At 71.6% G+C, this 26,768-nt stretch carries 22 protein-coding genes; 17 read left to right on the top strand and 5 right to left on the bottom strand.

Going from position 1 to position 26,768, the window contains the following annotated elements; genetic code table 11:
- Positions 1–88 precede the first annotated feature (88 nt).
- The 5 genes from tsf (at position 89) to rlmN (ending at position 5,259) form a co-directional block, all read left to right on the top strand.
- Positions 89–928 carry a translation elongation factor Ts gene (gene tsf / locus ACWD4P_RS12455; RefSeq protein ID WP_359822331.1) on the top strand — a complete coding sequence of 280 codons (840 nt, stop codon included), beginning with the start codon at positions 89–91 and terminating at the stop codon, positions 926–928.
- 261 nt (positions 929–1,189) lie between these two features.
- Entirely contained in the window at positions 1,190–1,954 is a 765-nt protein-coding gene (gene pyrH / locus ACWD4P_RS12460; protein ID WP_030056790.1) for a UMP kinase, read from the top strand.
- Between the two features lie 98 nt (positions 1,955–2,052).
- On the top strand, positions 2,053–2,610 hold the full coding sequence (frr, locus tag ACWD4P_RS12465; RefSeq protein ID WP_359822329.1) for a ribosome recycling factor: 558 nt from the start codon (positions 2,053–2,055) through the stop codon (positions 2,608–2,610).
- Positions 2,611–2,891: 281 nt separating this feature from the next.
- A complete protein-coding gene (locus tag ACWD4P_RS12470) occupies positions 2,892–4,079 on the top strand; it encodes a phosphatidate cytidylyltransferase (protein WP_449779535.1) in 1,188 nt (395 codons plus the stop codon).
- A 79-nt stretch (positions 4,080–4,158) separates the two neighbouring features.
- A complete protein-coding gene (gene rlmN / locus ACWD4P_RS12475; protein ID WP_359822325.1) occupies positions 4,159–5,259 on the top strand; it encodes a 23S rRNA (adenine(2503)-C(2))-methyltransferase RlmN in 1,101 nt (366 codons plus the stop codon).
- A gap of 35 nt (positions 5,260–5,294) precedes the next feature.
- Here rlmN and ACWD4P_RS12480 read toward each other — a convergent pair whose 3' ends face one another.
- The 4 genes from ACWD4P_RS12480 to ACWD4P_RS12495 form a co-directional block, all read right to left on the bottom strand.
- A complete protein-coding gene (locus tag ACWD4P_RS12480) occupies positions 5,295–6,446 on the bottom strand; it encodes a hypothetical protein (RefSeq protein WP_449779536.1) in 1,152 nt (383 codons plus the stop codon).
- A 17-nt stretch (positions 6,447–6,463) separates the two neighbouring features.
- Positions 6,464–7,219, bottom strand: a complete 756-nt coding sequence (locus ACWD4P_RS12485) for an ABC transporter ATP-binding protein (RefSeq protein WP_359827416.1) — start codon at positions 7,217–7,219, stop codon at positions 6,464–6,466.
- 235 nt (positions 7,220–7,454) lie between these two features.
- Complete coding sequence (locus ACWD4P_RS12490) at positions 7,455–8,849, bottom strand: aspartate aminotransferase family protein (protein ID WP_196946910.1); 1,395 nt, start codon at positions 8,847–8,849, stop codon at positions 7,455–7,457.
- On the bottom strand, positions 8,846–9,319 hold the full coding sequence (locus tag ACWD4P_RS12495) for an Lrp/AsnC family transcriptional regulator (RefSeq protein ID WP_030243538.1): 474 nt from the start codon (positions 9,317–9,319) through the stop codon (positions 8,846–8,848). Before ACWD4P_RS12495 ends, ACWD4P_RS12490 begins: the two co-directional genes overlap by 4 nt.
- A 251-nt stretch (positions 9,320–9,570) precedes the next feature.
- Between ACWD4P_RS12495 and ACWD4P_RS12500 the strand changes: the two genes are divergently transcribed.
- The 3 genes from ACWD4P_RS12500 to ACWD4P_RS12510 all read left to right on the top strand — a co-directional run bounded on the left by ACWD4P_RS12500 (position 9,571) and on the right by ACWD4P_RS12510 (position 13,923).
- Positions 9,571–11,064 carry a gamma-aminobutyraldehyde dehydrogenase gene (locus ACWD4P_RS12500; RefSeq protein WP_359827415.1) on the top strand — a complete coding sequence of 498 codons (1,494 nt, stop codon included), beginning with the start codon at positions 9,571–9,573 and terminating at the stop codon, positions 11,062–11,064.
- A 215-nt stretch (positions 11,065–11,279) separates the two neighbouring features.
- Positions 11,280–12,638 carry an aspartate aminotransferase family protein gene (locus ACWD4P_RS12505; RefSeq protein ID WP_359827414.1) on the top strand — a complete coding sequence of 453 codons (1,359 nt, stop codon included), beginning with the start codon at positions 11,280–11,282 and terminating at the stop codon, positions 12,636–12,638.
- A gap of 130 nt (positions 12,639–12,768) precedes the next feature.
- Entirely contained in the window at positions 12,769–13,923 is a 1,155-nt protein-coding gene (locus tag ACWD4P_RS12510; protein WP_359827418.1) for a polyamine ABC transporter substrate-binding protein, read from the top strand.
- 28 nt (positions 13,924–13,951) lie between these two features.
- Here the strand turns inward: ACWD4P_RS12510 and ACWD4P_RS12515 are convergent, their stop codons facing one another.
- A complete protein-coding gene (locus tag ACWD4P_RS12515; RefSeq protein WP_359827412.1) occupies positions 13,952–15,604 on the bottom strand; it encodes a PucR family transcriptional regulator in 1,653 nt (550 codons plus the stop codon).
- Positions 15,605–15,886: 282 nt separating this feature from the next.
- On the opposite strand from ACWD4P_RS12515, the gene ACWD4P_RS12520 reads away from it, so the two are divergent.
- The 9 genes from ACWD4P_RS12520 to ACWD4P_RS12560 all read left to right on the top strand — a co-directional run bounded on the left by ACWD4P_RS12520 (position 15,887) and on the right by ACWD4P_RS12560 (position 26,348).
- Positions 15,887–17,398 (top strand): gamma-aminobutyraldehyde dehydrogenase, encoded by a 1,512-nt coding sequence (locus tag ACWD4P_RS12520; protein ID WP_359827411.1) that lies wholly within the window; start codon positions 15,887–15,889, stop codon positions 17,396–17,398.
- A 55-nt stretch (positions 17,399–17,453) separates the two neighbouring features.
- Positions 17,454–18,704: a polyamine ABC transporter substrate-binding protein gene (locus tag ACWD4P_RS12525; protein WP_449779537.1), complete on the top strand. Its 1,251-nt coding sequence runs from the start codon at positions 17,454–17,456 to the stop codon at positions 18,702–18,704.
- A gap of 40 nt (positions 18,705–18,744) precedes the next feature.
- Entirely contained in the window at positions 18,745–19,887 is a 1,143-nt protein-coding gene (locus ACWD4P_RS12530; RefSeq protein ID WP_359827408.1) for an ABC transporter ATP-binding protein, read from the top strand.
- Positions 19,884–20,825 (top strand): ABC transporter permease, encoded by a 942-nt coding sequence (locus ACWD4P_RS12535; RefSeq protein ID WP_359827406.1) that lies wholly within the window; start codon positions 19,884–19,886, stop codon positions 20,823–20,825. Before ACWD4P_RS12530 ends, ACWD4P_RS12535 begins: the two co-directional genes overlap by 4 nt.
- The gene (locus tag ACWD4P_RS12540) at positions 20,825–21,628 is read left to right on the top strand and encodes an ABC transporter permease (RefSeq protein WP_449779538.1); all 804 of its coding nucleotides are present in this window, start codon (positions 20,825–20,827) and stop codon (positions 21,626–21,628) included. Before ACWD4P_RS12535 ends, ACWD4P_RS12540 begins: the two co-directional genes overlap by 1 nt.
- Before the next feature lie 63 nt (positions 21,629–21,691).
- Positions 21,692–23,086 (top strand): NAD(P)/FAD-dependent oxidoreductase, encoded by a 1,395-nt coding sequence (locus ACWD4P_RS12545; protein WP_359827402.1) that lies wholly within the window; start codon positions 21,692–21,694, stop codon positions 23,084–23,086.
- Positions 23,087–23,219: 133 nt separating this feature from the next.
- Positions 23,220–23,651, top strand: a complete 432-nt coding sequence (locus ACWD4P_RS12550; protein WP_359827401.1) for a hypothetical protein — start codon at positions 23,220–23,222, stop codon at positions 23,649–23,651.
- 131 nt (positions 23,652–23,782) lie between these two features.
- The gene (locus ACWD4P_RS12555) at positions 23,783–24,556 is read left to right on the top strand and encodes a hypothetical protein (protein WP_449779539.1); all 774 of its coding nucleotides are present in this window, start codon (positions 23,783–23,785) and stop codon (positions 24,554–24,556) included.
- A gap of 265 nt (positions 24,557–24,821) precedes the next feature.
- Complete coding sequence (locus ACWD4P_RS12560; RefSeq protein ID WP_359831718.1) at positions 24,822–26,348, top strand: CoA-acylating methylmalonate-semialdehyde dehydrogenase; 1,527 nt, start codon at positions 24,822–24,824, stop codon at positions 26,346–26,348.
- Positions 26,349–26,768 lie beyond the last annotated feature (420 nt).

A 26,768-nucleotide genomic window follows, 5' to 3' on the forward strand; every position in this document is an offset into this window, starting at 1 on the left:
GGTGCCCCTCTCTCCCGCGCCGGGACCGAACCACCGGTCCCGGCGCCACTCCACGCAGACACGCGAGACGCGAGAAGAGATTCACACCATGGCGAACTTCACCGCCGCGGACGTCAAGAAGCTCCGTGAGCTCACCGGCGCCGGCATGATGGACTGCAAGAAGGCCCTGGACGAGGCCGAGGGCAACGTCGAGAAGGCCGTCGAGCTCCTGCGCATCAAGGGCCAGAAGGGCGTTGCCAAGCGCGAGGGCCGTGACGCCTCCAACGGCGCCGTCTCCGCCGTGATCGCCGAGGACAAGAAGTCCGGCGTCCTGGTCGAGCTGAACTGCGAGACCGACTTCGTCGCCAAGGGCGAGAAGTTCGTCGAGGTCGTCGACGCCCTCGCCGCCCACGTCGCCAAGGCCCCCCTGGCCGACCTGGACGCCGCCCTGGCGTCCGAGATCGAGCCCGGCAAGACCGTCCAGCAGTTCGTGGACGAGGCCAACGCGACCCTGGGCGAGAAGATCGTCTTCCGTCGCTTCGCCCAGTTCGAGGGTGACGGCTTCGTCGCGGTCTACCTGCACAAGACCAGCCCCGACCTGCCGCCGGCCGTCGGCGTCCTGGTCGAGCTGGACAAGGAGAACGCCGAGGTCGCCAAGGACGTCGCGCAGCACATCGCCGCCTTCGCTCCGAAGTACCTGTCCCGCGAGGAGATCCCGGCCGAGGCGCTCGAGAACGAGCGTCGCGTCGCCGAGGCCACCGCTCGCGAGGAGGGCAAGCCGGAGGCCGCCCTGCCGAAGATCGTCGAGGGTCGCGTCACCGGCTTCGTGAAGGAGAACTCCGTCCTGGAGCAGGCCTTCGCGAAGGACAACAAGAAGACCGTCGCCAAGGTCCTCGAGGAGAACGGCGTCGCCCTCAAGCGCTTCGCCCGCTTCCGCGTCGGCGCCTGAGCCACGTTCCACCTGGTCCCCGGCCCCTCTAGGCTGGGAACCGCCCCCGCCCGCTGACCAGGGTGGGAGGAACGCCGAACGGGCTCACCCCGCGCCTACCGCCAACGGGCGGGCTCGCGTCGGCACCATGAACGACGAGGAGGCCATTGCCGTGCAGGACACCGAACCGGTTCCCGCGGCAGTGGCCTCCTCTCGCGTACACGCAGGCGGGGCATCCGCACACCCGCGCCTGTGACCAGTAGGTGCAAAAAGGAGAAGTCCATGCAGGAGACGCAGGAGACCGCGCAGGACCCCAAGGCCGGCTCGCGCCGCCGGGTGCTGCTCAAGCTGTCCGGTGAAGCCTTCGCCGGTGGTGGCGGACTCGGCGTCGACCCGGACGTCGTGCACGCGATCGCCCGGGAGATCGCCACCGTCGTCCGTGCCGGTACCGAGGTCGCGGTGGTCATCGGCGGCGGCAACTTCTTCCGGGGCGCCGAGCTCCAGGTCCGCGGCATGGACCGGGCCCGCTCCGACTACATGGGCATGCTCGGCACCGTCATGAACTGCCTGGCGCTGCAGGACTTCCTGGTCAAGGAGGGCATCGAGACCCGGGTCCAGACCGCCATCACCATGGGCCAGGTCGCCGAGCCGTACCTGCCGCTGCGGGCCGTCCGGCACCTGGAGAAGGGCCGTGTGGTGATCTTCGGCGCCGGTATGGGCATGCCGTACTTCTCCACCGACACCACGGCCGTCCAGCGCGCCCTGGAGATCCACGCCGACGTCCTGCTGATGGGCAAGAACGGTGTGGACGGCGTCTACGACTCCGACCCGCGGACCAACCCGGACGCGGTCAAGTTCGACGCGCTGGAGTACTCCGAGGTCATCGCGCGCGACCTCAAGGTCGCCGACCTCACCGCGATCACGCTGTGCAAGGACAACAACCTTCCGATGCTGGTCTTCGAACTGCTGGCGGAGGGCAATATCGCGCGCGCGGTGAAGAGTGAGAAGATCGGCACACTCATCAGCCAGGATTCTGTCCGGGCCTGAGCAGCAATCAGCCGCACCGGACGGCGCCGGCGCCGCGACCGGCCGCCGCGCCGACACCGGTCGGGACAACAGCAGATGAACCGGACAGGGAGACCACAGTGATCGAAGAGACCCTCCTCGAGGCCGAGGAGAAGATGGAGAAGGCCGTCCTCCACGCCAAGGACGACTTCGCGGCCATCCGCACCGGCCGTGCGCACCCGGCGATGTTCGCCAAGATCGTCGCCGAGTACTACGGCGCCAAGACCCCGATCAACCAGCTGGCCTCGTTCTCGGTGCCGGAGCCGCGGATGGCGGTCGTCTCGCCGTTCGACAAGACCGCGCTGAAGGCCATCGAGCAGGCGATCCGCGACTCGGACCTGGGCGTCAACCCCTCCAACGACGGCTCGATCATCCGCGTGGTGCTGCCCGAGCTGACCGAGGAGCGTCGCCGGGAGTTCATCAAGATCGCCCGCACCAAGGGCGAGGACGCCAAGGTCTCGATCCGCGCCGTGCGCCGCAAGGCCAAGGACGCCATCGACAAGCTGGTGAAGGACGGCGAGGTCGGCGAGGACGACGGCCGCCGTTCCGAGAAGGAGCTCGACGACACCACGGCCAAGTACGTGGCCCAGATCGACGAGCTGTTGAAGCACAAGGAAGCCGAGCTGCTCGAGGTCTGATGAACGACGCCCCTGACGCCCCCGGCTACTGGGGCCCGTCCGACCAGCAGTTCCAGCCCTACCGCCCGGCGCCTCACCCGCAGGCGGCCCGTACCCCGGCCCATCCGGCGCCGGGGTACGGCGCGCGTCCGGCGCCGGTCCGGGGGTACCCCGGCCACCCGGGCGGCCAGGCCGTGCCCCCGGGCACGCCGGGCGTCGCCCAGGGAGCGCCGGGCCTCCGTTCGGATCAGTCGCAGCAGCCTCCGGTGTACTGGGGCGGCGACGCGGAGGAGACTCAGGTCATGCCTCCCGTCCCGGCCGAGCCCGGCCCGCCGCCCGGCACGCCCGACCACGGTCGGCCCGCCGCCGGTGGACCGGCCGACCCCGCCGAGGGGCCGTCCCGGGAGTCCGGCCGGCTGAGCGGCCCGTTGTTCCGGGACGAGCAGTCCGAGCCGGCCGCGCCGGGCGTGACCGAGACGGTCGTGCTGCGCGCGATATCCGGCGACGCGCCCCCCGCCCCCGGCCACGGCCTCCCGCCGCACCCGGGGGCACCGGTGCCTCCCGCGCCGCCGGCGAACCACCTGGCGGCCGGGCAGCTCCACTTCGTGCCGTCGTCCCACCCAGGGCAGGAGACACCCGTGGCCGCCCAGCCCGCTCCGCAGCCGCAGCCGCGCAAGCAGCGCGGTGGCCGTAACCTCCAGGCCGCCATAGGCGTGGGCGTCGGCCTCGGTGCGGTGATCGTCGCCTCGCTGTTCGTGGTGAAGGCGCTGTTCCTGGTCGTCGTGATGGCCGCGGTCGCGGTCGGCGTCTGGGAGCTGACCAGCCGGCTCGCCGAGCGCAAGCAGATCAAGGCGCCGCTGGTCCCGCTGGTCGTCGGCGGCGTCGCCATGGTCGCCACCGGTTACTGGGCGGGCATCCAGTGGGCCGCCGCCTCGCTCGCGCTGACCGGGCTGGCGGTGATGGTCTGGCGGATGGCCGAGCCGCCGGAGGACTACCTGCGGGACATAACGGCAGGCGTGTTCACGGCCTTCTACGTGCCGTTCCTGGCCACCTTCGTGGCGATGATGCTGGCGGCCGACGACGGCCCCCAGCGGATCGTGCTCTTCCTGATCGTGACGATCTGCAGTGACACCGGCGCCTACGCGGTGGGCTACAAGTTCGGGAAGACCAAGCTGGCCCCGACGATCAGCCCGGGCAAGACCCGCGAGGGCCTGGCCGGCGGCATCGCCCTGTCGATGCTGGCGGGCGCGCTGCTGATGCAGCTGATCATCGACGGCGGCAGCTGGTGGCAGGGCCTGATCCTGGGCGGCTGCGCGGCGGTCACGGCGACCCTGGGCGACCTGGGCGAGTCGATGATCAAGCGCGACCTCGGGATCAAGGACATGGGCACCCTGCTGCCCGGCCACGGCGGCATCATGGACCGGCTGGACTCGCTGCTGCCGACCGCCCCGGTGGTCTGGCTGCTGCTGGCGGCCTTCGTCGGCAGCTGACCTGCGACGAGACGTACGAAGGAGGGCCCCGGACGCCTGGCGTCCGGGGCCCTCGCGCGTCTGCGACACTGGAACAACCATGCCTAAGCCCGGAGAACTCACCTTTGTCGCGCCGCGCGGCGCCAAGCCCCCGCGACACCTCGCCGACCTGAGCCCCGCCGAGCGCAAGGAGGCCGTCGCCGAGCTGGGCGAGCAGCCGTTCCGCGCCAAGCAGCTCTCCAACCACTACTTCGGCCGGATGTCGAACGACCCGGCGAGCTGGACGGACATTCCCGCCGCCAGCCGGGAGAAGCTCACGGAGAGCCTGCTGCCCGAGCTGATGTCGGTGGTCCGGCACGTCTCCTGCGACGACGACGCCACCCGCAAGACGCTCTGGAGGCTCTTCGACGGCACGCTCGTGGAGTCCGTGCTGATGCGCTACCCGGACCGGGTCACCATGTGCATCAGCTCCCAGGCCGGCTGCGGCATGAACTGCCCGTTCTGCGCGACCGGCCAGGCCGGGCTGACCCGCAACCTCTCCACCGCCGAGATCGTCGAGCAGATCGCCGCCGGGATGCGCGCGCTCAGGACCGGGGAGATCCCCGGCGGCGAGGCGCGGCTGTCCAACGTGGTCTTCATGGGCATGGGCGAGCCGCTGGCCAACTACAACCGGGTGCTCGCTTCGATCCGCCGGCTGACCGACCCGGCGCCGGACGGCTTCGGCCTGTCCCAGCGCGGCATCACCGTCTCCACCGTCGGTCTCGTCCCGGCGATGCACCGGTTCGCCGACGAGGGCCTCAGCTGCCGCCTGGCGCTGTCGCTGCACGCCCCAGACGACGAGCTGCGCGACGAGCTGGTGCCGGTGAACACCCGGTGGAAGGTCGCCGAGGTGCTGGACGCGGCCTGGAACTACGCGGAGAAGTCCGGCCGCCGGATCTCCATCGAGTACGCGCTGATCAAGGACATCAACGACCAGGCCTGGCGGGCCGACCTGCTCGGCCGGCTGATCAAGAACCGCCGGGTGCACGTCAACCTGATCCCGCTGAACCCGACCCCCGGGTCCAAGTGGACGGCCTCCCGGCCCGAGGACGAGCGCGAGTTCGTCCGCCGTCTCCAGTCGCACGGCGTGCCGACGACCGTCCGCGACACCCGCGGCCAGGAGATCGACGGCGCCTGCGGCCAGCTCGCCGCGGCGGGCTGAGCCCCACCCCTCGGGGACGACCCGCGGGGAACCCGCTACCGGAGTCCGGCGGCCGCCAGCGCGGCGGTCGCCCCGCCGGTCAGCAGCAGCGTGCTGCCCACCGCGAGGGTGCGCAGCGCGACCGCGCCGAACAGCAGCCGGGGCGAGGTGCCGAGGCGCAGCAGCGCGTCGGTGACCTCCCGGCGGTCGCTGCGGACCTCGGCGAGCCGGGTGGCCACCGCCGCGGCCGCGCAGCCGAGCACCAGGCAGGCCTCGACCGCGGGCAGCGCGTCGGCGCTGTCGGGCGTGCCGATCCAGTAGCGGACGGTGGTGAGCACCAGCGCGACGGCGAGGGTGAGCACGGCGAGCGGCGCGCCGAGCCGGCGGGCCTGGGCGGTGAGTCCGCGCCCGGCCAGCAGCCGCAGCGGGGTGGGCCGCCCGATGGCGAGCAACCGTCCGGCCCAGGCCAGCAGTGGGCCGGTGAGCAGGGCGAGGCCGAGCGCGCCGGCGGCCCAGCCGCCGAGGGCGGCGGTGCTGGTGGTGCCGAGCCCGGCGGGCAGGTGGACCGGGCGGCCGTCGACGGCGGCGCCGGGCCGCAGGGCGATGAGTTCGAGCGCGGCGCCGATCACGACCAGGCCGACCGGCAGGGCGATCCGCCAGGAGCCGAAGCCGGTCGGGGCCTGGGTGCGGCCGCCGGGCAGGGTGTCGGCGACGGGCACCGCGCAGGCGGCGGCGGTGCCGGCGGTGAGCGGGACGAGGACGAGCAGGGCGACGGGGGCGGCGGCCGGGAGCGGCACGCCCATGCCGAGGTCGGGGGCGAGCGCGGGCCCGGCGATGTCGTTGCGCAGCACCAGGAAGGCCAGCAGGGTGAGCGCGGCGCCGAGGGTGCAGGCGAGCGCGACCTCGCCGGCGATCAGTGTCCGGATCCGGCGGGAGCCGGCTCCGGCGGCGGTGAGGCCGGCGATCCGTTCGGGCCGGCGGGCGGGCACCGCGCGGGCGGCGACGGCCGCGAACCAGGCGACGGCGGCGAGCGGGGGCAGGCACCAGAGGAGCCGGGCCAGCGGGTCGGGGCCGCCGCTCGGTTCGCTCATCGCCCGGCCGAGGGAGCGCAGCAGGAAGGCGGCGACCACGGCGGCGGCCAGCGCGGTGAGCAGCCAGCGGCCGAGGTCGGACACCCGGTAGCCCCGGGCCAGACGGAGATAGAACACGTCGACTCTTTCGGGCGTCAGCGGTGGGTGGCCGTGACGGCGGGCGCACCGGCGGACCCGGGCGCGGGGGTGCCGCGGGGGACGGGGGCGACGGGCGCGGTGAGCCGTCCGTCGACGAGGGCGACGGTGCGGTCCGCGAACCGGACGAGCTCGCGGTCGTGGGTGGCCAGGACGAGGGTGAGCTGGTGGGAGCGGGCCGCGCTGGTCAGTATCCGCATGACCTGGTCGGCCGCCTCGCGGTGCAGCGGGGCGGTGGGGTCGTCGGCGAAGACGACCGGCGGCAGCGGGGCCAGGGCGCGGGCGACGGCGACCCGCTGGCGCCGGCTCTGGACCAGCCGCTCGGGGCGCAGCCGGGCGCAGTCGCCGACGTCGAGGCGCTCCAGCCACTCGTCGGCGGCGGTGTAGGCGGCCTTGTGGCCGGCCCCGGCGAGCAGCAGCGGCAGGGCGACGTTCTCCCGGGCGGTCAGTTCGGGCACCAGGTGGGGCTCGGAGCCGACGAAGCCGAAGCGGTCGCGGCGCAGCCGTTCGCGGCCGGCCCGGGGGAGGGTGTGCACGGGGGCGCTGTTGAACCAGACCTCGCCCTCGTCGACCGGGAGTTGCGCGGAGAGGCAGCCGAGCAGGGTGCTCTTGCCGGAGCCGCGCGGGCCGGTGACGGCGAGCACCTCGCCGTCGCGGACGCCGATCGAGATGCCGCGCAGGGCGGGGGTGCCGTCATGGGACTTGACGATCCCTCGGGCCCACAGCACGTCGTTGTCAGGCGGTGCCGCTGACATGAGGATCCATCCTGGGTGGCCGCAGGGATATGACAGTCGTCAGATTAGAACGACCGGGGCTGGGCGCGGTTGCGGCGCACTGGTCCATCACGGGCATATCACCCGCATTCAGGCATGTTTGGTCGTACGACTGTGATGTTGCGGGCCGGGGAGGGCGGTCCGGGAACGCCGAAGGGCGGCCCCGCGGGGAGCGGGACCGCCCTTCGGCGGAGGGTGGGGAAGAAGGCTCAGGGGATCAGATCTTCGCCCACGCGTCGGTCAGGCTGGTCCGCAGGATCTGCTCGATCTCGTCGAAGGTCGACTGGTCGGAGATCAGCGGCGGGGCCAGCTGGATGACCGGGTCGCCACGGTCGTCGGCGCGGCAGTACAGGCCGTTGTCGAACAGGGCCTTCGAGAGGAAGCCGTAGAGCACGCGCTCGACCTCTTCGTCGTTGAAGGACTCCTTGGTGACCTTGTCCTTCACGAGCTCGATGCCGTAGAAGTACCCGTTGCCGCGGACGTCGCCGACGATCGGCAGGTCGCGCAGCTTGTCCAGGGTGCCCAGGAACGCGGCCTCGTTGTCGAGGACGTGCTGGTTCAGGCCCTCGCGCTCGAAGATGTCGAGGTTGGCCAGCGCCACCGCGGAGGAAACCGGGTGGCCACCGAAGGTGTAGCCGTGCAGGAAGGTGTTGTCACCCTTGTAGAACGGCTCGGCCAGGCGGTCCGAGATGATCGTGGCGCCGATCGGGGAGTAGCCCGAGGTCATGCCCTTGGCGCAGGTGATCATGTCGGGCTGGTAGCCGAACTTGTCGGCGCCGAACATGGTGCCCAGGCGGCCGAAGGCGCAGATGACCTCGTCCGAGACCAGCAGCACGTCGTGGCGGTCGCAGATCTCGCGCAGGCGCTGGAAGTACCCGGGCGGCGGCGGGAAGCAGCCACCGGCGTTCTGCACCGGCTCGACGAAGACGGCGGCGACGGTCTCGGCGCCCTCGTTGAGGATGGCCACCTCGATCTCGTCGGCGCACCAGCGGCCGTAGGCCTCGGGGTCGACCGTGCCGTCGGGGCCCTCGAGGAAGGCCGGGGCGCGGTAGATGTTGGTGTTCGGCGCCTTGTGGGTGCCCGGCACCAGCGGCTCGAACGGGGCCTTCAGGCCCGGCAGGCCGGTGATGGACAGAGCGCCCTGCGGGGTGCCGTGGTAGGCGACGGCGCGCGAGATGACCTTGTACTTGGTCGGCTTGCCGGTCAGCTTGAAGTACTGCTTGGCGAGCTTCCAGGCGGTCTCGACGGCCTCGCCGCCACCGGTGGAGAAGAAGACCTTGTTCAGGTCGCCCGGGGCGTAGTTGGCCAGGCGCTCGGCCAGCTCGACGGCCTTCGGGTGGGCGTAGCTCCACACCGGGAAGAAGGCGAGCTCCTTGGCCTGCTTGGCGGCGGCCTCGGCGAGCTCCTCACGGCCGTGGCCGGCCTGGACGACGAACAGGCCGGCGAGGCCGTCGAGGTACTTGCGTCCCTTGTCGTCCCAGACGTAGGTGCCCTCGCCCTTGACGATCGTCGGCACGGGGGAGTTCTCGTACGACGACATGCGGGTGAAGTGCATCCACAGGTGGTCGTAGGCGGTCTTGGAAAGGTCCTTCTGCGCCGGGTCGGCTGTCATCGGGTGCCCCAGGTGTAGGTCTGTTTCCGGAGCTTCAGGTAAACGAAGCTCTCGGTGCTCCGCACGCCGGGAAGCGCGCGGATGCGCTTGTTGATCAGTTCGAGCAGGTGCTCGTCGTCCTCGCAGACCAGTTCGGCCAGGAGATCGAACGAGCCTGCGGTGCAGACGACGTAGTCGACCTCGTCGAGGGCGGCCAACGCGTCGGCGACGGGCTCGATGTCGCCCTCGACCCGGATGCCGACCATCGCCTGGCGGGTGAAGCCGACGGTGAGCGGGTCCGTGACGGCGACGATCTGCATCACGCCCTGGTCGAGCAGCTTCTGGACGCGCTGCCGCACGGCCGCCTCGGACAGGCCGACGGCCTTGCCGATGGCGGCGTACGGGCGACGCCCGTCCTCCTGGAGCTGCTCGATGATCGCCTTGGAGGCGGCGTCGAGGGGAACGCTGGCGTTCCGGTCGCGGTTGGCCACGCGGCCACTGTGCCTGATCGTTCCCGTGTTCGCAAGCGTGGAAACTGCTGATTTCGTCGTGATCTTGGAAAACGCATGCGGATTTCATCGCTGAAGCCCACTCGTCCTGTCGATACCAGCAGTCGTGCGGTTACCCTGGGCACCGTACGCGCGCGCCCCCGGGGGTCGGCGCACGTACCGCCACCAGTGGACCGCGCCGTTCCGGGCACGGCCACTCGGCACCCTTCGTACGCCGGAGCCGCCGACGTACCATGGCGCCGGAATCTGCAACGCCGCAGGCCCAGACCGAGGAGAGATCCGTGAGCGACCTTCGCACGCTGCGCAACTACATCAACGGTGAGTTCGTCGACGCGGCCGATGGCCGCACGCTCGACATCGTCGACCCGACCACCGGCGAGGTGTACGCGACGTCGCCGCTGTCCGGGGCCGCTGACGTGGACGCCGCCATGGCCTCCGCCGCCGCCGCGTTCCCGATCTGGCGCGACGCCACCCCGAGCGTCCGGCAGAAGCTGCTGCTCAAGATCGCCGACGCGGTCGAGGCCCGCGCCGACGAGATCGTCGACACTGAGGTGCGCAACACCGGCAAGCCCCGTGCGATGACCCTCTCCGAGGAGATCGGTCCGATGGTGGACCAGATCCGGTTCTTCGCCGGTGCCGCCCGCATGCTGGAGGGCAAGGCCGCCGGTGAGTACATGGACGGGATGACCTCGATCATCCGCCGTGAGCCGGTCGGTGTCTGCGCCCAGGTCGCGCCGTGGAACTACCCGATGATGATGGCCGTCTGGAAGTTCGCCCCGGCCATCGCCGCGGGCAACACCGTCGTGCTGAAGCCCTCCGACACCACCCCGGCCTCCACCGTGCTGCTGGCCGAGATCATCGGCGGCGTGCTCAAGGAGCTGGAGCTGCCGGCCGGCGTCTTCAACGTCATCTGCGGCGACCGCGAGACCGGCAAGCTGATGGTCGAGCACAAGACCCCGGCGATGGCCTCCATCACCGGTTCGGTGCGCGCCGGCATCTCGGTCGCCGAGTCCGCCTCCAAGGACGTCAAGCGCGTCCACCTGGAGCTGGGCGGCAAGGCCCCGGTCGTGGTCTTCGAGGACGCCGACATCGCCGAGGCCGTCGAGGGCATCTCGGTGGCGGGCTACTTCAACGCCGGCCAGGACTGCACCGCCGCCACCCGCGTGCTGGTGCACGAGTCGATCCACGACGCCTTCGTCGAGGCGCTGGCCAAGGCCGCGGCCGAGACCAAGACCGGCGGCGTGGACGACGAGGACGTCCTGTACGGCCCGCTGAACAACGCCAACCAGCTGAAGCAGGTCTCCGGCTTCATCGAGCGGCTGCCCGCCCACGCCAAGGTCGAGGCCGGTGGCCACCAGGTCGGCGACAAGGGCTACTTCTACGCCCCGACCGTCGTCTCCGGCCTGCACCAGGACGACGAGATCATCCAGAACGAGGTCTTCGGCCCGGTCATCACCGTGCAGAAGTTCACCGACGAGGAGCAGGCCGTCGCCTACGCCAACGGCGTCGAGTTCGCCCTGGCCTCCTCGGTGTGGACCAAGGACCACGCCCGCGCCATGCGGATGTCGCGCCGCCTGGACTTCGGCTGCGTCTGGATCAACACCCACATCCCGCTGGTCGCCGAGATGCCGCACGGTGGCTTCAAGAAGTCGGGCTACGGCAAGGACCTGTCGGCGTACGGCTTCGAGGACTACACCCGCGTGAAGCACGTCATGACCGCGATCTGAGCGGGTCAGGGCGGTCGAGCGCAGGATGACCGCGATCTGAGCGGGTCGGGACGGTCGAGCGCAGGATGACCGCGATCTGATGATCGGCTGACATGACGAAGGGCCCGGGTCTCGTCGACCCGGGCCCTTCGTCTTTGCATCCTGTCGATGGTTGGCGCGACCGGCTGACACGATGGAACTGCCCTTCGGGGACGGGCCGCCCTAGCCTTACCGGCATGAGCATCCCCACTGCTGACTCAGCCGCCGGCCAGGTGGTCAAGGCCGCCGACCGCGCGCACGTCTTCCACTCGTGGTCCGCCCAGGCGCTGATCGACCCCCTCGCGGTGGCCGGCGCCGAGGGCTCGTACTTCTGGGACTACGACGGCAATCGGTACCTCGACTTCTCCTCGCAGTTGGTCAACACCAACATCGGCCACCAGCACCCGAAGGTGGTCGCCGCGATCCAGGAGCAGGCGGCGAAGCTCTGCACCATCGCCCCCGGCTTCGCGGTCGAGTCGCGCAGCGAGGCGGCCCGGCTGATCGCCGAGCGCACCCCCGGTGACCTGGACAAGATCTTCTTCACCAACGGCGGCGCCGAGGCCAACGAGAACGCCATCCGGATGGCCCGGCTGCACACCGGCCGGCAGAAGGTGCTCTCCACCTACCGCTCGTACCACGGCGCCACCGCCAACGCGATCGCCCTCACCGGCGACCCGCGGCGCTGGCCCAACGAGGGCGGCGTCTCCGGCGTGGTGCACTTCTGGGGGCCGTACGCCTACCGCACCAACTTCCACGCCGAGAACGAGGCGCAGGAGTGCGAGCGCGCCCTGGAGCACCTGGAGCAGGTGATCGCGTTCGAGGGTCCGGGCACCGTCGCGGCGGTCATCCTGGAGACGGTGGTCGGCACCGCGGGCGTCCTCGTCCCGCCGGCGGGCTACCTGGCCGGGGTCCGGGAGATCTGCGACCGCTACGGGATCGTGTTCATCCTCGACGAGGTGATGGCGGGCTTCGGCCGCACCGGCGAGTGGTTCGCCGCCGACCACTGGGGCGTCACCCCGGACCTGCTCACCTTCGCCAAGGGCGTCAACTCGGGCTACGTGCCGCTGGGCGGCGTGGCGATCAGCGCCGAGATCGCGGCGACCTTCGCCGAGCGGGCCTTCCCCGGCGGGCTCACCTACTCGGGCCACCCGCTGGCCTGCGCCTCCGCGGTGGCGACCATCAACACCATGGCGGAGGAGGGCATCGTCGAGAACGCCAGGCACATCGGCGAGAACGTCCTCGGCCCCGGCCTGCGCGAGCTGGCCGAGCGGCACCCGTCGATCGGCGAGGTCCGCGGCCTCGGCGTGTTCTGGGCGCTCGACCTGGTGAAGGACCGGGAGACCCGCGAGCCGCTGGTGCCGTACAACGCGGCCGGCGCCGACAACGCGCCGATGGCCGAACTGGCCGCCGCCTGCAAGCAGCGCGGGCTCTGGCCGTTCGTCAACATGAACCGCTTCCACGTCGTCCCGCCGTGCACCGTCACCGAGGAGGAGGCCAAGACCGGCCTCGCGGTGCTGGACGAGGTGCTGTCGCTCACCGACGCGCACACTGTCTGACGTACCTCCCAGGACGGCCCCGGGCACCCGTGTGCCCGGGGCCGTCCCACGCTCCGGAAGGCCGCTCATGCCCCGCCGCACCATCCTGACCCGCCGCTCCCGCTCCGACCGCCCGCTGGGGCCCGGAACCATCCGCCGCCGTTCCGTGCTCGGCGGTGCCGCGCTGCTCGGCGCCGGCACGCTGACCGGCTGCGGCATCCCGTCCGCGTACGTGGCCGAGGACCGCCGCTCGGCGCCGGACCGCTCGGAGAGCGACAAGCGGCTCGTCTTCTCCAACTGGACGCAGTACATCGACACCGACGACGCGGGCGGGCGCCCGACCCTGGACGCCTTCAGCGAGAAGAGCGGCATCGCGGTCACCTACACCGAGGACATCAACGACAACGACGAGTTCTTCGGCAAGATCAGCCCGGTGCTCACCCAGGGCGCCGCCCCCGGCCGGGACCTGATGGTGATCAGCGACTGGATGGCCGGGCGGTACGTCTCGCTGGGCTGGGTGCAGGCGATGGACCGGGCCAACCTGCCCAACGTGACCGCCAACCTGGACCCGCAGCTCGCCGACCCGGCCTTCGACCCCGGGCGGCGGCGCAGCGTGCCGTGGCAGTCCGGGATCACCGGCATCGCCTACAACCGCAAGGCGCTCGGCCGCGAGATCAGGTCCACCGCGGACCTGTGGGCGCCCGACCTCAAGGGCCGGGTCACGCTGTTCGCCGGGCTGGACGAGGCGCTCGGGCTGCTGATGCTCTCCCAGGGCGCGGACATCGCGAAGTTCGGCGACGACGACGCGGGCAAGGCGATGGACCTGGTGCAGAAGATGGTGGACAGCGGCCACGTGCGCCGCTTCACCGGCAACGACTACACCAGCGACCTGGCCTCCGGCGCGGCGATCGCCTGCCAGGCCTACTCCGGCGACGCCGTGCAGCTCACCGCCGAGAACCCGGACATCGAGTTCGTGGTGCCGGAGGAGGGCGGGGAGCTGTGGGCGGAGAGCCTGATGATCCCCAACCGGGCCGTCCACAAGCGCAACGCCGAGCTGCTGATCGACTACTACTACCAGCCCGAGGTGGCCGCCGAGCTCGCCGCGTTCGTCCAGTACATCTGCCCGGTCCCGGCCGCCCGCGAGGTGCTGGCGGACAGCGGCGACAAGGAGAAGGCCGAACTCGCCGAGAACCCGCTGGTGTTCCCGACCGAGGAGATGCGCGCCCGGCTGCGGACCATGCGCGACGTCACCTCGGCCGAGCGGCCCGAGCTGCACAAGGTCTGGGGGCGCATCACCGGGGTGTGAGGGCCGCCGGGGGCCGCCGGGCGGCCCGTCAGCGCCGTACGGCGTCCAGCGCGAGCAGCGCCACGTGCAGGGAGAGGCAGGACTCCACCTGGTCGAGGTCGACGCCGAGGATCCGCTCGACCTTGTGCAGCCGGTCGTAGAAGGACGGCCGGGACAGGTGCGCGGCGTCCGCCGCCGCCGACTTGTTCCGGCCCTGCTCCAGGTAGATCCGCAGCATCTGCACCAACTGGCCGTTGTGCTCGGCGTCGTGGGCCAGCAGCGGGCCCAACTCCCGTTCCACGTACGTCTGCAGCCGGGCGTCGTCGCGCAGCAGGTGGAGCAGGCCGCGCAGCCGGACGTCCGGCAGCCGGTAGTAGGACGAACTGCGGCCGCCGGGCGCGTCGTGCAGCGCGGCGTCGGCGACCTGGGTGGCCTCCAGCAGGGTGCGCCGGGCGTCGCGCACCGAGCCGACCGAGGAGCCGACGGCGACCACCGGGCCCTGGGGGTCGCCGCCGTCGCGGCCGGCCTCGGCCGACATCCGGCGCAGCGCGGCCGACAGGGCGTCCAGCGAGGCGTGCTCGTCCTGCTGGGTGCCGAGCGCGATCAGCAGGCCGACGGCCTCGTCGTCCAGCGCGCCGACCAGGGCGGTCAGCCGGCAGGCCCGGACCGCGCCGGCGGCCAGCTCGGTGAAGTCGCGCAGCCGGGCCTGGGCCTCCAGCGCGGCCGGGATCGGCCCGCGCCGCTGCCGCAGCACCACGCCGACAAGCCGGCGGCCCTCCAGCGGGACGCCGAGGGCCTGGGCGCGCAGCGCCGCCTCGGAGACGGTCAGCGCGTGGGTGAGGATGCCGGACAGCAGGGTGCGGTGGGTCTGCCGCTCCAGGCTCTCCCGGTCGCGCACCACCAGCCGGTTGAGCGCCAGCGCGGAGGCCCCGCGCTCCAGCAGCATGGTGTGCGGATGGGCCTCGCCCTCGGGCAGCGGGCCGGGCTCCTGCACCAGCACCAGGCGGCCCCAGTCCTGGCCGCGGGCGCCGACGGTGGTGACCAGCCAGCCGCTGCGCGGGTCGTGACCGGTGCGTCCGGGCGGGCGGACCCCGCGCGAACGGCGCTCCCAGTCCTCCAGCACCTCGGCCTCGGGGCGACCGGCGGTGTCGTGGGCGAGCACCTGGTGGGCCAGGTTCTCCAGGACGACGGGGGCGCCGGCCATCCGGGCCACCTGGCGGATCACCTCGGGTGCCTCGGCGCCCTCCACCACCAGCTCGTTGAAGACCTGGTGGACCGATTCGGAGGCCCTCAGCTGCTCCAGCTGGGCGTTGACCACCAGGGCGTGGACGGCCTCGGTGACGGCGACGAAGCGCAGTTCGCGGCGGAGCGTGATCAGCGGCAGTCCGCGCTGCTCGGCGGCGTTGACCAGGGCGCGGGGGAGCGAGTCGAAGTAGCGCCGCCCGAACTCGACGACCAGCCCGGCCACCCCGACCTCGTCCAGCTCCCGCACGTAGCGGGCCAGGCCCTCGCGGTCCTCGGGCAGGGCGATGCCGGTGGTCAGCACCAGCTCGCCGCCGCGGAGCATCCCGGCGACGTCGGGCAGTTCGCTGACGTGGACCCAGCGGACCGGCCGCTCCAGGTGGTCGGCGCCGGCCACCACCTGGGGCAGGCCGCGCCGCATCACGTCCAGGTCGAGGATTCGGGCGACGGTGGGGAGCATCGCGGGCCTCCGGGGCGCGGTGGGTCCGGAGCGGGGGCTCCGGGCGATCAGGGGGTCGGAGTGGGTCGGACAACGCACAGGGTGTCAGGTAAATCATCCATCGACCCGACGACCTGTTGCCCTGCCCGCACCCTTGCACCCTGTAAGGCCCTTCGCGCCGAGATTGCCGAAGTGACCCTTGTCACCCCAACCCCCCAGCAGGCAAGGTCAGCGGGACCGCAGACCCCCACCCGCGGACGCGTGACCCCGCAGCGGTCGAACCACGGCACTTGGAGGAACCAGATGGACCTGACCGACTTCGGCCCGGGCGCGCAGTACATCGCGGGCCGCCAGACCCGGGGGAGCGGAGAGCCCTTCCAGGTCGTCAACCCCGCCGACGGCAGCGTGGTCGAGCAGGTCGCGCTGGCCACCACCGGGGACGTGGACACCGCCGTCGCCGCCGCGAGGGCCGCGCTGCCCGGCTGGTCCTCGGCCACCCCGGGAGCGCGCTCCGAGGCACTCACCCGGCTGGCCGCCGAGCTGGCCGCGGCGGCCGACGACCTGGCCCGGGTGGAGACGGCGCAGACCGGCAAGCCGGTCAAGCTCGCCACCGAGTTCGACGTGCCCGGCACCGTCGACAACGCCGCCTTCTTCGCCGGCGCCGCCCGCAACCTGGAGGGCAAGGCGGCCGGCGAGTACTCCGGCGACCACACCTCGTACGTGCGGCGCGAGGCGGTGGGCGTGGTCGGCTCGATCTCGCCGTGGAACTACCCGCTGCAGATGGCCGCCTGGAAGATCCTCCCGGCGATCGCCGCGGGCAACACCATCGTGCTCAAGCCCGCCGAGCTGACCCCGCTGACCTCGGTGATGTTCGCCCGCGCCTGCACCGCCGCCGGCATCCCGGACGGCGTCGTCAACGTGGTCACCGGGGCCGGGCGCACCGCGGGCGAGCACCTGGTCGGGCACCCGGACGTCGCGATGGTCTCCTTCACCGGCTCCACCGGCGTCGGCAAGCGGGTCGCCGAGATCGCCACCGCGAGCGTCAAGCGCACCCACCTGGAGCTCGGCGGCAAGGCCCCGTTCGTGGTCTTCGACGACGCCGATCTGGACGCCGCGGTGCACGGGGCGGTCGCGGCCTCGCTGATCAACGGCGGCCAGGACTGCACCGCCGCCACCCGCGCCTACGTCCAGCGCCCGCTGTACGACGCCTTCGTGGCCGGGGTGGCCGAGCTGTACGCGGCGATCCGGATCGGCGACCCGCTGAACCCGCACACCGACCTCGGCCCGCTGGTCTCGTTCGCCCACCGGGACCGGGTGGCCGGCTTCGTCGAGCGCGCCCGCTCCTACGCCACCGTGGTCACCGGCGGCCGGGCCCCGGAGAAGGGCCACGACGGCACCGACCTCACCCGGGGCGCGTACCACCGGCCGACCCTGATCACCGGCGCGGCCCAGGACAGCGAGGTCGTGCAGGGCGAGATCTTCGGCCCGGTGCTGGTCGTGCTGCCCTTCGACGGCGACGACGAGGGCCTGCGGCTGGCCAACGACACCCCGTACGGCCTGGCCGCCTCCGCCTGGACGGGCAACGTGCACCGCTCGCTGCGCGCCACCCGGGAGATCGCGGCCGGCTGCGTCTGGGTCAACGACCACATCCCGATCATCAGCGAGATGCCGCACGGCGGCTACAAGGCGTCCGGCTACGGCAAGGACATGTCCCAGTACTCGCTGGACGAGTACACCCAGGTGAAGCACGTCATGTTCGACACCACCGCGGTGGCCCGCAAGGACTGGCACCGCACCGTCTTCGGAGACAGATAACCCCTCGGCCCAAGCGGGTGCCCCCACACCCCATCTCCCCCAGGAGGCCCGTTCCATGGCGTTCAACGAGCTCACCGACGGTCTGCCCGAACCGGTCCGAAGGGCCTGGGAGCGCAGTCTGACCAGCGGCCGGGCCGCGCTCGGCCGCCGCACCCTGCTGCGGGCCGCCGCGCTGACCGCCGGGGCGGGCACCCTGGCGGCCTGCGGGATCCCGGCCGCCCCGCGGGCGACCGGGGACTCGACCGCGAACGCCGCCCCGGACCTCTCGGAGACGCAGAAGGAGGTCGACTTCTCCAACTGGCCGCTGTACGTGGACACGGACGAGAAGGACAAGGAGAGGCACGGCACCCTGGAGGCCTTCACCGAGGCCACCGGCATCAAGGTCAGGTACAACGAGGACGTCAACGACAACGTCGAGTTCTTCGGCAAGGTCAAGCCGCAGCTCGCCTCCGGCCAGGACACCGGCCGCGACCTGATGGTGCTCACCGACTGGATGGCCGCCCGGCTGATCCGGCTCGGCTGGGCGCAGAAGCTCGACCCGGCGAACGTCACCACCGCGATCACGAACATCGAGGCGCGCTTCCGCGCCCCCGACTGGGACCCGGGGCGGCTCTACTCCTACCCGTGGGCCGGCATCCAGACCGTCGTCGCCTACAACCGGAAGGCGACGAGGGGGAAGGAGGTCACCAGCGTCTCCCAACTGCTGGACGACCCCGACCTCAAGGGCCGGGTGACCTTCCTCTCCGAGATGCGCGACAGCATCGGGATGGTCCTGCTGGACCAGGGCAAGAGCACCGAGAAGTTCACCGCCGACGACTACGACGGCGCGGTGGCCCGGCTGCAGAAGGCCGTCGACAACAAGCAGATCCGCCGCTTCACCGGCAACGACTACGGCCAGGAGCTCTCCGCCGGCGACATCGCCGCCTGCGTCGCCTGGGGCGGCGACCTGATCCAGCTGCAGGCCGACAATCCGGACATCGCGTTCGTCATCCCGGAGAAGGGCTACGTCGCCTCGACCGACAACATGCTGGTCCCGGCCAAGGCCCGGCACAAGGCGAACGCGGAGAAGCTGATCGACTTCTACTATCAGCCGAAGATCGCGGCGCAGCTGGTCGCGGGAATCGGCTTCGTCTCCGCCGTCACCGGGATGAAGGACGAACTCGCCGGCATCGCCCCGGACACCGCGGCCAACCCGCTGGTCGTGCCCACCCCCGAGATGGCGGTCAAGGCACACGTGTTCCGCACGCTCTCCGAGAGCGAGGAGAGCGACTTCGAGCAGAAGTTCTCCAAGCTCATCGGCGCCTGACCCCCACTCCCGGCAGAGAAACCCAGGAAGACACCACCCCATGACAGACCAGCAGCGCGACGCGGCCGTCGGCGGCGACGTCCGGCTCACCGGCATCGGCAAGACCTACGGCTCCTTCACCGCCGTCCACCCGCTCGACCTGACCGTCCCGCAGGGCTCGTTCTTCGCCCTGCTCGGCGCCTCCGGCTGCGGCAAGACCACCACCCTGCGCATGATCGCCGGCCTGGAGGAGCCCACCAGCGGCACCGTCCTGATCGGCGGCCAGGACGTCACCTCCCTGCCCCCGTACAAGCGGCCGGTGAACACCGTCTTCCAGAGCTACGCCCTCTTCCCGCACCTGGACATCTTCGAGAACGTCGCCTTCGGCCTGCGCCGGCGCGGCAAGAAGGACGTCAAGAAGCAGGTCGACGAGATGCTGGAGCTGGTCGAACTCGGCCAGTACGCCCGGCGCAAGCCGCACCAGCTCTCCGGCGGCCAGCAGCAGCGCGTCGCGGTCGCCCGCGCACTGATCAACCACCCGCAGGTGCTGCTCCTGGACGAGCCGCTCGGCGCGCTCGACCTCAAGCTCCGCCGCCAGATGCAGCTGGAACTCAAGCGGATCCAGACCGAGGTCGGCATCACCTTCGTGCACGTCACCCACGACCAGGAGGAGGCCATGACCATGGCCGACACCATCGCGGTGATGAACGGCGGCCGGGTCGAGCAACTGGGCGCCCCCGCCGAGCTGTACGAGAACCCCGCCACCACCTTCGTGGCCAACTTCCTCGGCCAGTCCAACCTGCTGCCCGCCGAGGTCACCGGCACCGAGGGCGGCGACCTGCTGCTCAGCGCGGCCGGCGCCCGCCTCGCGGTGCCGAAGGCACGCTGCGCCACCGACGCCAAGCGCGTCCACCTGGGCGTGCGCCCGGAGAAGATCACCATCACCCACGCCTCCGAGCAGGTCGCCGACGGCCGCAACGCGCTGGCCGGCACGGTGCTCGACTCCAGCTTCATCGGCGTCTCCACCCAGTACCTGGTGCGCACCGACGGTGGCCAGGAGGTCACCGTCTTCGAGCAGAACATGGAGCGCGACGCCCGGATCGTCCCGGGCGCCGCCGTCCGACTGCACTGGAACCCGGCCCACTCCTTCGCCCTGGACGCCGCGCAGGCGATCGACGCGGGCACCGCGGAGGAGGCCGCATGACCGCCACCGCCCCGGCCGCGCCGCCCCAGGCGATACCCCCCGACGGCCCCCTGAAGGAACCGGCGCCGAAGCCCCGGCGCAAGCTCACCCCGTACTGGCTGCTGCTGCCCGGCATCGCCTGGCTGGTGATCTTCTTCGCCGTCCCGATGCTCTACCAGGGCTCGACCTCGCTGCAGACCGGCTCGCTCGAAGAGGGCTTCAAGGTCACCTGGCACTTCTCGACCTACTGGGACGCCCTGGTCGAGTACAAGTGGCACTTCCTGCGGTCGTTCTCCTACGCCGCCGTCGCCACCGTGCTCTGCCTGGCCGTCGGCTACCCGCTCGCGTACACGATCGCCTTCAAGGCGAGCAAGCGCTGGCGCAACGTCATCCTGATCCTGGTCATCGCGCCGTTCTTCACCAGCTTCCTGATCCGCACGCTGGCCTGGAAGACCATCCTGTCCGACGGCGGACCGGTGGTCGGCGCGCTGAACGCGCTGCACGTCCTGGACGTCACCAACCTGCTCGGCCTCACCGACGGGGACCGGGTGCTGGCCACGCCGCTCGCGGTGGTCTGCGGCCTGACCTACAACTTCCTGCCGTTCATGATCCTGCCGCTGTACACCTCGCTGGAGCGGATCGACCCGCGCCTGCACGAGGCGGCCGGCGACCTCTACGCCCGGCCGTTCACCACCTTCCGCAAGGTCACCTTCCCGATCTCGCTGCCGGGCGTCGTCGCGGGCACCCTGCTGACCTTCATCCCGGCCTCCGGCGACTACATCAACGCCCAGCTGCTGGGATCGCCGAGCGAGCAGATGGTCGGCAACGGCATCCAGAAGCAGTTCCTGAACGTGCTCGACTACCCCACGGCGGCCGCGCTGAGCTTCATCCTGATGGCCCTGATCCTGGGCATGGTGACGGTCTACATGCGCAAGGCCGGGACGGAGGATCTGGTCTGATGTCCCGGATGTTCAAGTGGGTCCGTGCCCACCTGGTGGTGCTGGCCGGCCTGCTGGCCCTCGCCTACCTGGTGCTGCCCAACCTGGTCGTGCTCGCCTTCTCGTTCAACAAGCCGGTGGGCAAGTTCAACTACGAGTGGAACGAGTTCTCCACCGACGCCTGGACCAACCCCTGCGGCGTGGCCGACATGTGCCAGTCGCTCTCGCTCAGCCTGCAGATCGCGGTGCTCGCCACCATCGGCGCCACCGTGCTCGGCACCATGGTCGCCTTCGCCCTGGCCCGCTACCGCTTCCGCGGCCGCTCGGCCACCACCGCGATGATCTTCCTGCCGATGGCCATGCCCGAGGTGGTCATGGCCGCCTCGCTGGGGACGCTCTTCCTCAACATGCGCATCCCGTTCGGGTTCACCACCATCCTCATCGCCCACATCATGTTCTGCCTCAGCTTCGTGGTGACGGCGGTCAAGGCGCGCGTGATGAGCATGGACCCGAGGCTCGAACAGGCCGCCCAGGACCTCTACGCGACCCCCACCCAGACCTTCCTGAAGGTCACCCTGCCGCTGGCGGCGCCCGGCATCGCCGCGGGCGCGCTGCTCAGCTTCGCGCTCTCCTTCGACGACTTCATCATCACCCAGTTCAACTCGGGCCCGACCACGGTCACCTTCCCGATGTTCGTCTGGGGCGCCTCGCAGCGCGGCATCCCGGTGCAGGTGAACGTCATCGGCACCGCGATGTTCCTCGCCGCCGTCGTGCTGACCGTCGTCGGCCAGTGGTTGGGCAACCGCCGGAAGGCCACCGCCTGACGTACGGTCGACAGCGGTGGCACGGACAACCATCACCTATTCGTAGAAAGTGGCTGATAATGCATGGACTCCGCCCGCGCACTCAGTGACGCCAGGCCCACCCCCTTCTGGCTGGAGGATCCCGGTCGGCCGGCGGCACTGCCCGCCCTGGTCGGCGACACCACCTGCGACCTGCTGGTCGTCGGCGGCGGGTACTCCGGCCTGTGGACCGCCCTCATCGCCAAGGAACGCGACCCCTCGCTGGACGTCGTGCTGGTCGAGGGCAACGAGGTCGGGTGGGCCGCGTCCGGGCGCAACGGCGGGTTCTGCGCGGCCAGCCTGACCCACGGCTTCGGCAACGGCCTGGACCGCTGGCCGTCCGAACTGGCCCAGCTGGAACGCCTCGGTGCCGCCAACCTCGACGGCATCGAGGCCACCCTCAAGCGCTACGGCATCGACGCCGAGTGGGAGCGCACCGGCGAGATCGACGTCGCCACCCAGCCCCACCAGGTCGAGGAGCTCCACGAGATCGCCGAGGCGGTCGCCCGGTACGGCTTCGACATCACCGTCCTGGACGCCGACCAGCTGCGCGCCGAGGTGAACTCGCCGACCTTCCTCGGCGGCCTCTGGGACAAGGAGGGCGTGGCGATGGTCCACCCCGCCAAGCTCGCCTGGGGCCTCAAGGACGCCTGCCTCGGCCAGGGCGTCCGGATCTTCGAGCACACCCGCGCCACCGACCTGCGGGAACACGGCAGCGGCATGGCCGTCCGCACCCCGTACGGCCGGGTCTTCGCCCGGAAGGTCGCGCTCGGCACCAACGTGTTCCCGTCGCTGCTCAAGCGGGTCCGCCCGTACATCGTCCCGGTGTACGACTACGCGCTGATGACCGAGCCGCTCACCGAGGAGCAGCTCGCCTCGATCGGCTGGCGCGGCCGGCAGGGCCTCGGCGACAGCGCCAACAAGTTCCACTACTTCCGGCTCTCCGCCGACAACCGGATCCTCTGGGGCGGCTACGACGCGGTCTACCACTTCGGCGGCCACGTCCGGCACGAGTACGACCAGCGGCCGGAGACCTTCCGCACCCTGGCCAACCACTTCTTCCGCTGCTTCCCGCAGCTGGAGGGCCTGCGCTTCACCAACGCCTGGGGCGGCGCGATCGACACCTGCAGCCGGTTCTCGGCGTTCTTCGACACCGGCTACCGGGGCAAGGTCGCCTACGCCGTCGGCTACACCGGGCTCGGCGTCGGCGCGACCCGCTTCGGCGCCGAGGTGATGCTCGACCTGCTCGCCGGCGAGCGCACCGAACGCACCGCGCTGGACATGGTCCGCAGCAAGCCGCTGCCGTTCCCGCCCGAGCCGGTGCGCTGGGCCGGGATCGAGCTCACCACCCGGTCGCTGGAACGGGCCGACCGCACCGGCGGCCACCGCAACCTCTGGCTGCGCACCCTCGACCGGCTGGGGCTCGGCTTCGACAGCTGAAGCGCGAACGCCCGAAGCCGGGTGCTCCTAGTCGTGTAATCGGGACCCGCCGTCCGCCTCTCCCTGGTGACGGCGGGTCTCGCTCTTCCCGCCGTCACCGAACAGTACGAACGGCGAGAAGCGGGGACGCGACATGGAGACCACCGGACTGCACTGGCTCGCCCAGGTGGCACCGGACCCGGAGTCCTTCCGGGAGCAGTGGGAGCGCACCGGGCTGGGCCTGATGCTGCTGCCCGCCGGCCGGCGCTGGGACGTCCTCTCCGTTCCCGGACGGCTCGGACGCCCGGCCCTGGAGGTCCTGGACCCGCGCACCCGCGGCCCGGTCCTCGCCGACTTCGGGGGCGGGCACCTCAGCTTCCTGGTGCCCGTCGGCACCGCCGCCCGCTGGATCGGCAGCGGCGTGCGCAGCGCGGGGGAGGGCACCTGGATCGTCGTCCCGCACCCCGGGCGCAGCAGCCGCGGCGTGCGCTGGCTGGTCCCGCCCGACGGCTCCGGGCGGCTCACCGACCCGATGCTGCTGGAACTCGCCCTGCACGAGGCCGCCGCGGGGCTCGGCGGCCGGTGAGCCAGGGGGTGCCCGGCGCGGCGCGGAGGTCCCGGTCGGCGCGGGGCCGGCGCGCGGCCGGGCTCCCCGGACACCCGGGGGCGCGTGACCGTGGTGGCGCGCGGAGCGGGCGGCCGCGTCAGACTGGAGGCGTGACCACCGTCCCGCACGCCGTCGACGCGCCCCTCCGCCCGGGCCCCGCCCAGCTGCGCCTGGCCGCGGTGGCCGCGCCCGTCTGCGACCGGTACGGCCTCGCGCTGGCCGGTGGGCACGCGCTGCGCGCCCACGGGGTCGCGGCCTGCCCGCAGGACGGGCTGACCCTGGCGACCGGCCGCGCCGACCTGCCGGAGGTGGCCGCCGCCCTGGGCGAGGCGTACCGGGTGGCGGGCGGCGGGGCCGTCGAGCGGCCGGGCACACCGAGGCTGGAGCAGCTCACCGTCCGGCTGGCGCTGGGCGGGCGGTCGCACTCGGTGGAACTGCGCAAGGAGCCGCTGGGCCACCGTCCGGTCCGGCTCGACCTCGGTGCGCCCGGACCGGACGAGCCGCCGGTGGTGCTGCCCGTCGTCGCCCTGGAGGACGCGGCCGCGCTGACCACCGCGCTGCTGGTCGACCGGGGCATGCCGCGCGACCTGATCGACGTGCGCGCCCTCACCCGGAACTACCGGGAGGGCGAACTGCTCGCGCTGGCGGGCGAGCTGGACCCGGACTTCCAGCCCACGGCGCTGGCCGAGCGGCTGGAGACGCTCGCCGAGGCTGCGGACGGGCGGTTCCGGGCCCGGGGCGTCCCCGCCGGGGAGGTGGCCGAGCTGAAGCGCTGGGCGCTGGCCTGGGCCCAGGACCTGCGGCTGGACCTGCTGGAGACCCAGGAGGCCGCGGACGGGCTGCACGATCCGTACCTGGACGAGCTGGAGGACGGGGAGTCCTGACGGCCGGCCCCGCCGGTCCAGGCGACGGGTCGTGGTGGTCACGCGGTGCGCCCACACTGCGGTGCGCTCGTTCGGCCGGGTGACCGGACGACCTGTAAGGCTGAATCCACGATCCCCGTCAGCCTGTTCGTTGAGCCGGGCCGGAGCGGCCACCAGACTGGGAGACGACGCGGTAGCCCCGTGATTTCACGGCGCCCGGCCCGCTGCGGGCGGCGCCAGACCGGACCGGTGGCAGGACGCCGCCCGGGACTTCGGAGGCAGACGGATCTTGAGCAAGCACATCATTCACTGGATCGGCGGCAAGCCGGTCGCCACCGCCGGTGCGGCCCCCCGTCGCGGAGACATCTTCGACCCGGCCACCGGCCAGGTCGCCGGCCAGGTCGACTTCGCCGAGATCGCCGAGGTCGACCAGGCGGTGGCCGCCGCCGCGGCGGCCTTCACCGAGTGGCGCACCGCCTCGATCGCGAAGCGGACGACGGTGCTCTTCGCCTTCCGCGAGCTGCTGAACGCCCGCCGCGACGAGCTGGCCTCGATCATCGTGGCGGAGCACGGCAAGGTGCACTCCGACGCGCTGGGCGAGATCGCCCGCGGCCTGGAGGTCGTGGAGTACGCCTGCGGCATCCCGCAGCTGATCAAGGGCGGCTTCACCGAGCAGGCCTCGACCGGCGTCGACGTCTACTCGATCCGCCAGCCGCTCGGCCCGGTCGCGATCATCTCGCCGTTCAACTTCCCGGCCATGGTGCCGATGTGGTTCTTCCCGATCGCCATCGCGGCCGGCAACACCGTCGTGGTGAAGCCCTCGGAGAAGGACCCGTCCGCCGCCAACTTCCTCGCCGAGCTGTGGAAGGAGGCCGGCCTGCCGGACGGCGTCTTCAACGTCGTGCACGGCGACAAGGTGGCCGTCGACCGCCTGCTGGAGCACCCGGACGTCAAGTCCGTCAGCTTCGTCGGATCCACCCCGATCGCCCGCTACGTCTACGAGACCGGCACCCGCTACGGCAAGCGCGTGCAGGCCCTGGGCGGCGCCAAGAACCACATGCTGGTCCTGCCGGACGCCGACCTCGACCTCGCCGCCGACGCCGCCGTCAACGCCGGCTTCGGCGCGGCCGGCGAGCGCTGCATGGCGGTGTCCGTCCTGGTCGCGGTCGACCCGATCGGCGACGAGCTGGTCGAGAAGATCAAGCAGCGGGTGGCCACCCTGAAGGTCGGCCCGGGCTGCAACGGCGACTCCGAGATGGGGCCGCTGGTCACCGGCCAGCACCGCGACAAGGTCACCTCCTACGTGGAGTCCGGGATCGCCGACGGCGCCGAGCTCGCCGTGGACGGCCGCAAGCACCCCGTCACCGCCGAGGACCGGAACGGCTCCCCGACGGCCGACGGCTTCTGGCTCGGCCCGACGCTGTTCGACCACGTGAAGCCCGGCATGTCCGTCTACAACGACGAGATCTTCGGCCCGGTGCTCTCCGTCGTGCGCGTCGACTCGTACGAGGAGGGTCTGGCGCTGATCAACGCCAACCCGTACGGCAACGGCACCGCGCTCTTCACCAACGACGGCGGCGCGGCCCGGCGCTTCCAGTTCGAGGTGGAGGTCGGCATGGTCGGCATCAACGTGCCGATCCCGGTCCCGGTCGCCTACTACTCCTTCGGAGGCTGGAAGGCCTCGCTCTTCGGCGACGCCCACGCGTACGGCCAGGACGGCGTGCAGTTCTTCACCCGGGGCAAGGCCGTGACCCAGCGCTGGCTGGACCCGTCGCACGGCGGCATCAACCTGGGCTTCCCCACCAACAGCTGAGCCGCGCGGCTCCACCGGCCGGACCCCTCTCCCCGGGGTCCGGCCGGCCGTCCTTGCACGACGTTTGCATCCGGTCGCCGAAGCGCGTACAGTTCTTCGAGCTGCCTGGCAGGGAGCATCGGACACGCATCTGCGCGGACGGTCCCGGGGCGGCCAATCCCTTGAAACACCACTTCCGGTTCGTGCCGGTCTTTCTCGCTTTCGCGTGACGGCCTGGTGCTTATTCGGTGTGCTCGTTTTATCGGGTTGCGATCGGATTCGCTTTTCGGAGCGGGGATCGGCTAGAGTTTGAAACGTCGGACGGGGCGTCAAACCCCGGAAGGCGCCGGCGAGTTGGATGAACGAAGCCCCGGAAACGGAGCGGAAAACATCTGATAAGCTGGAAACACGAAAGAACGAAGCCCGGAGGGTCCGCTGGAA

Source organism: Kitasatospora sp. NPDC002543 (genome assembly GCF_053594915.1).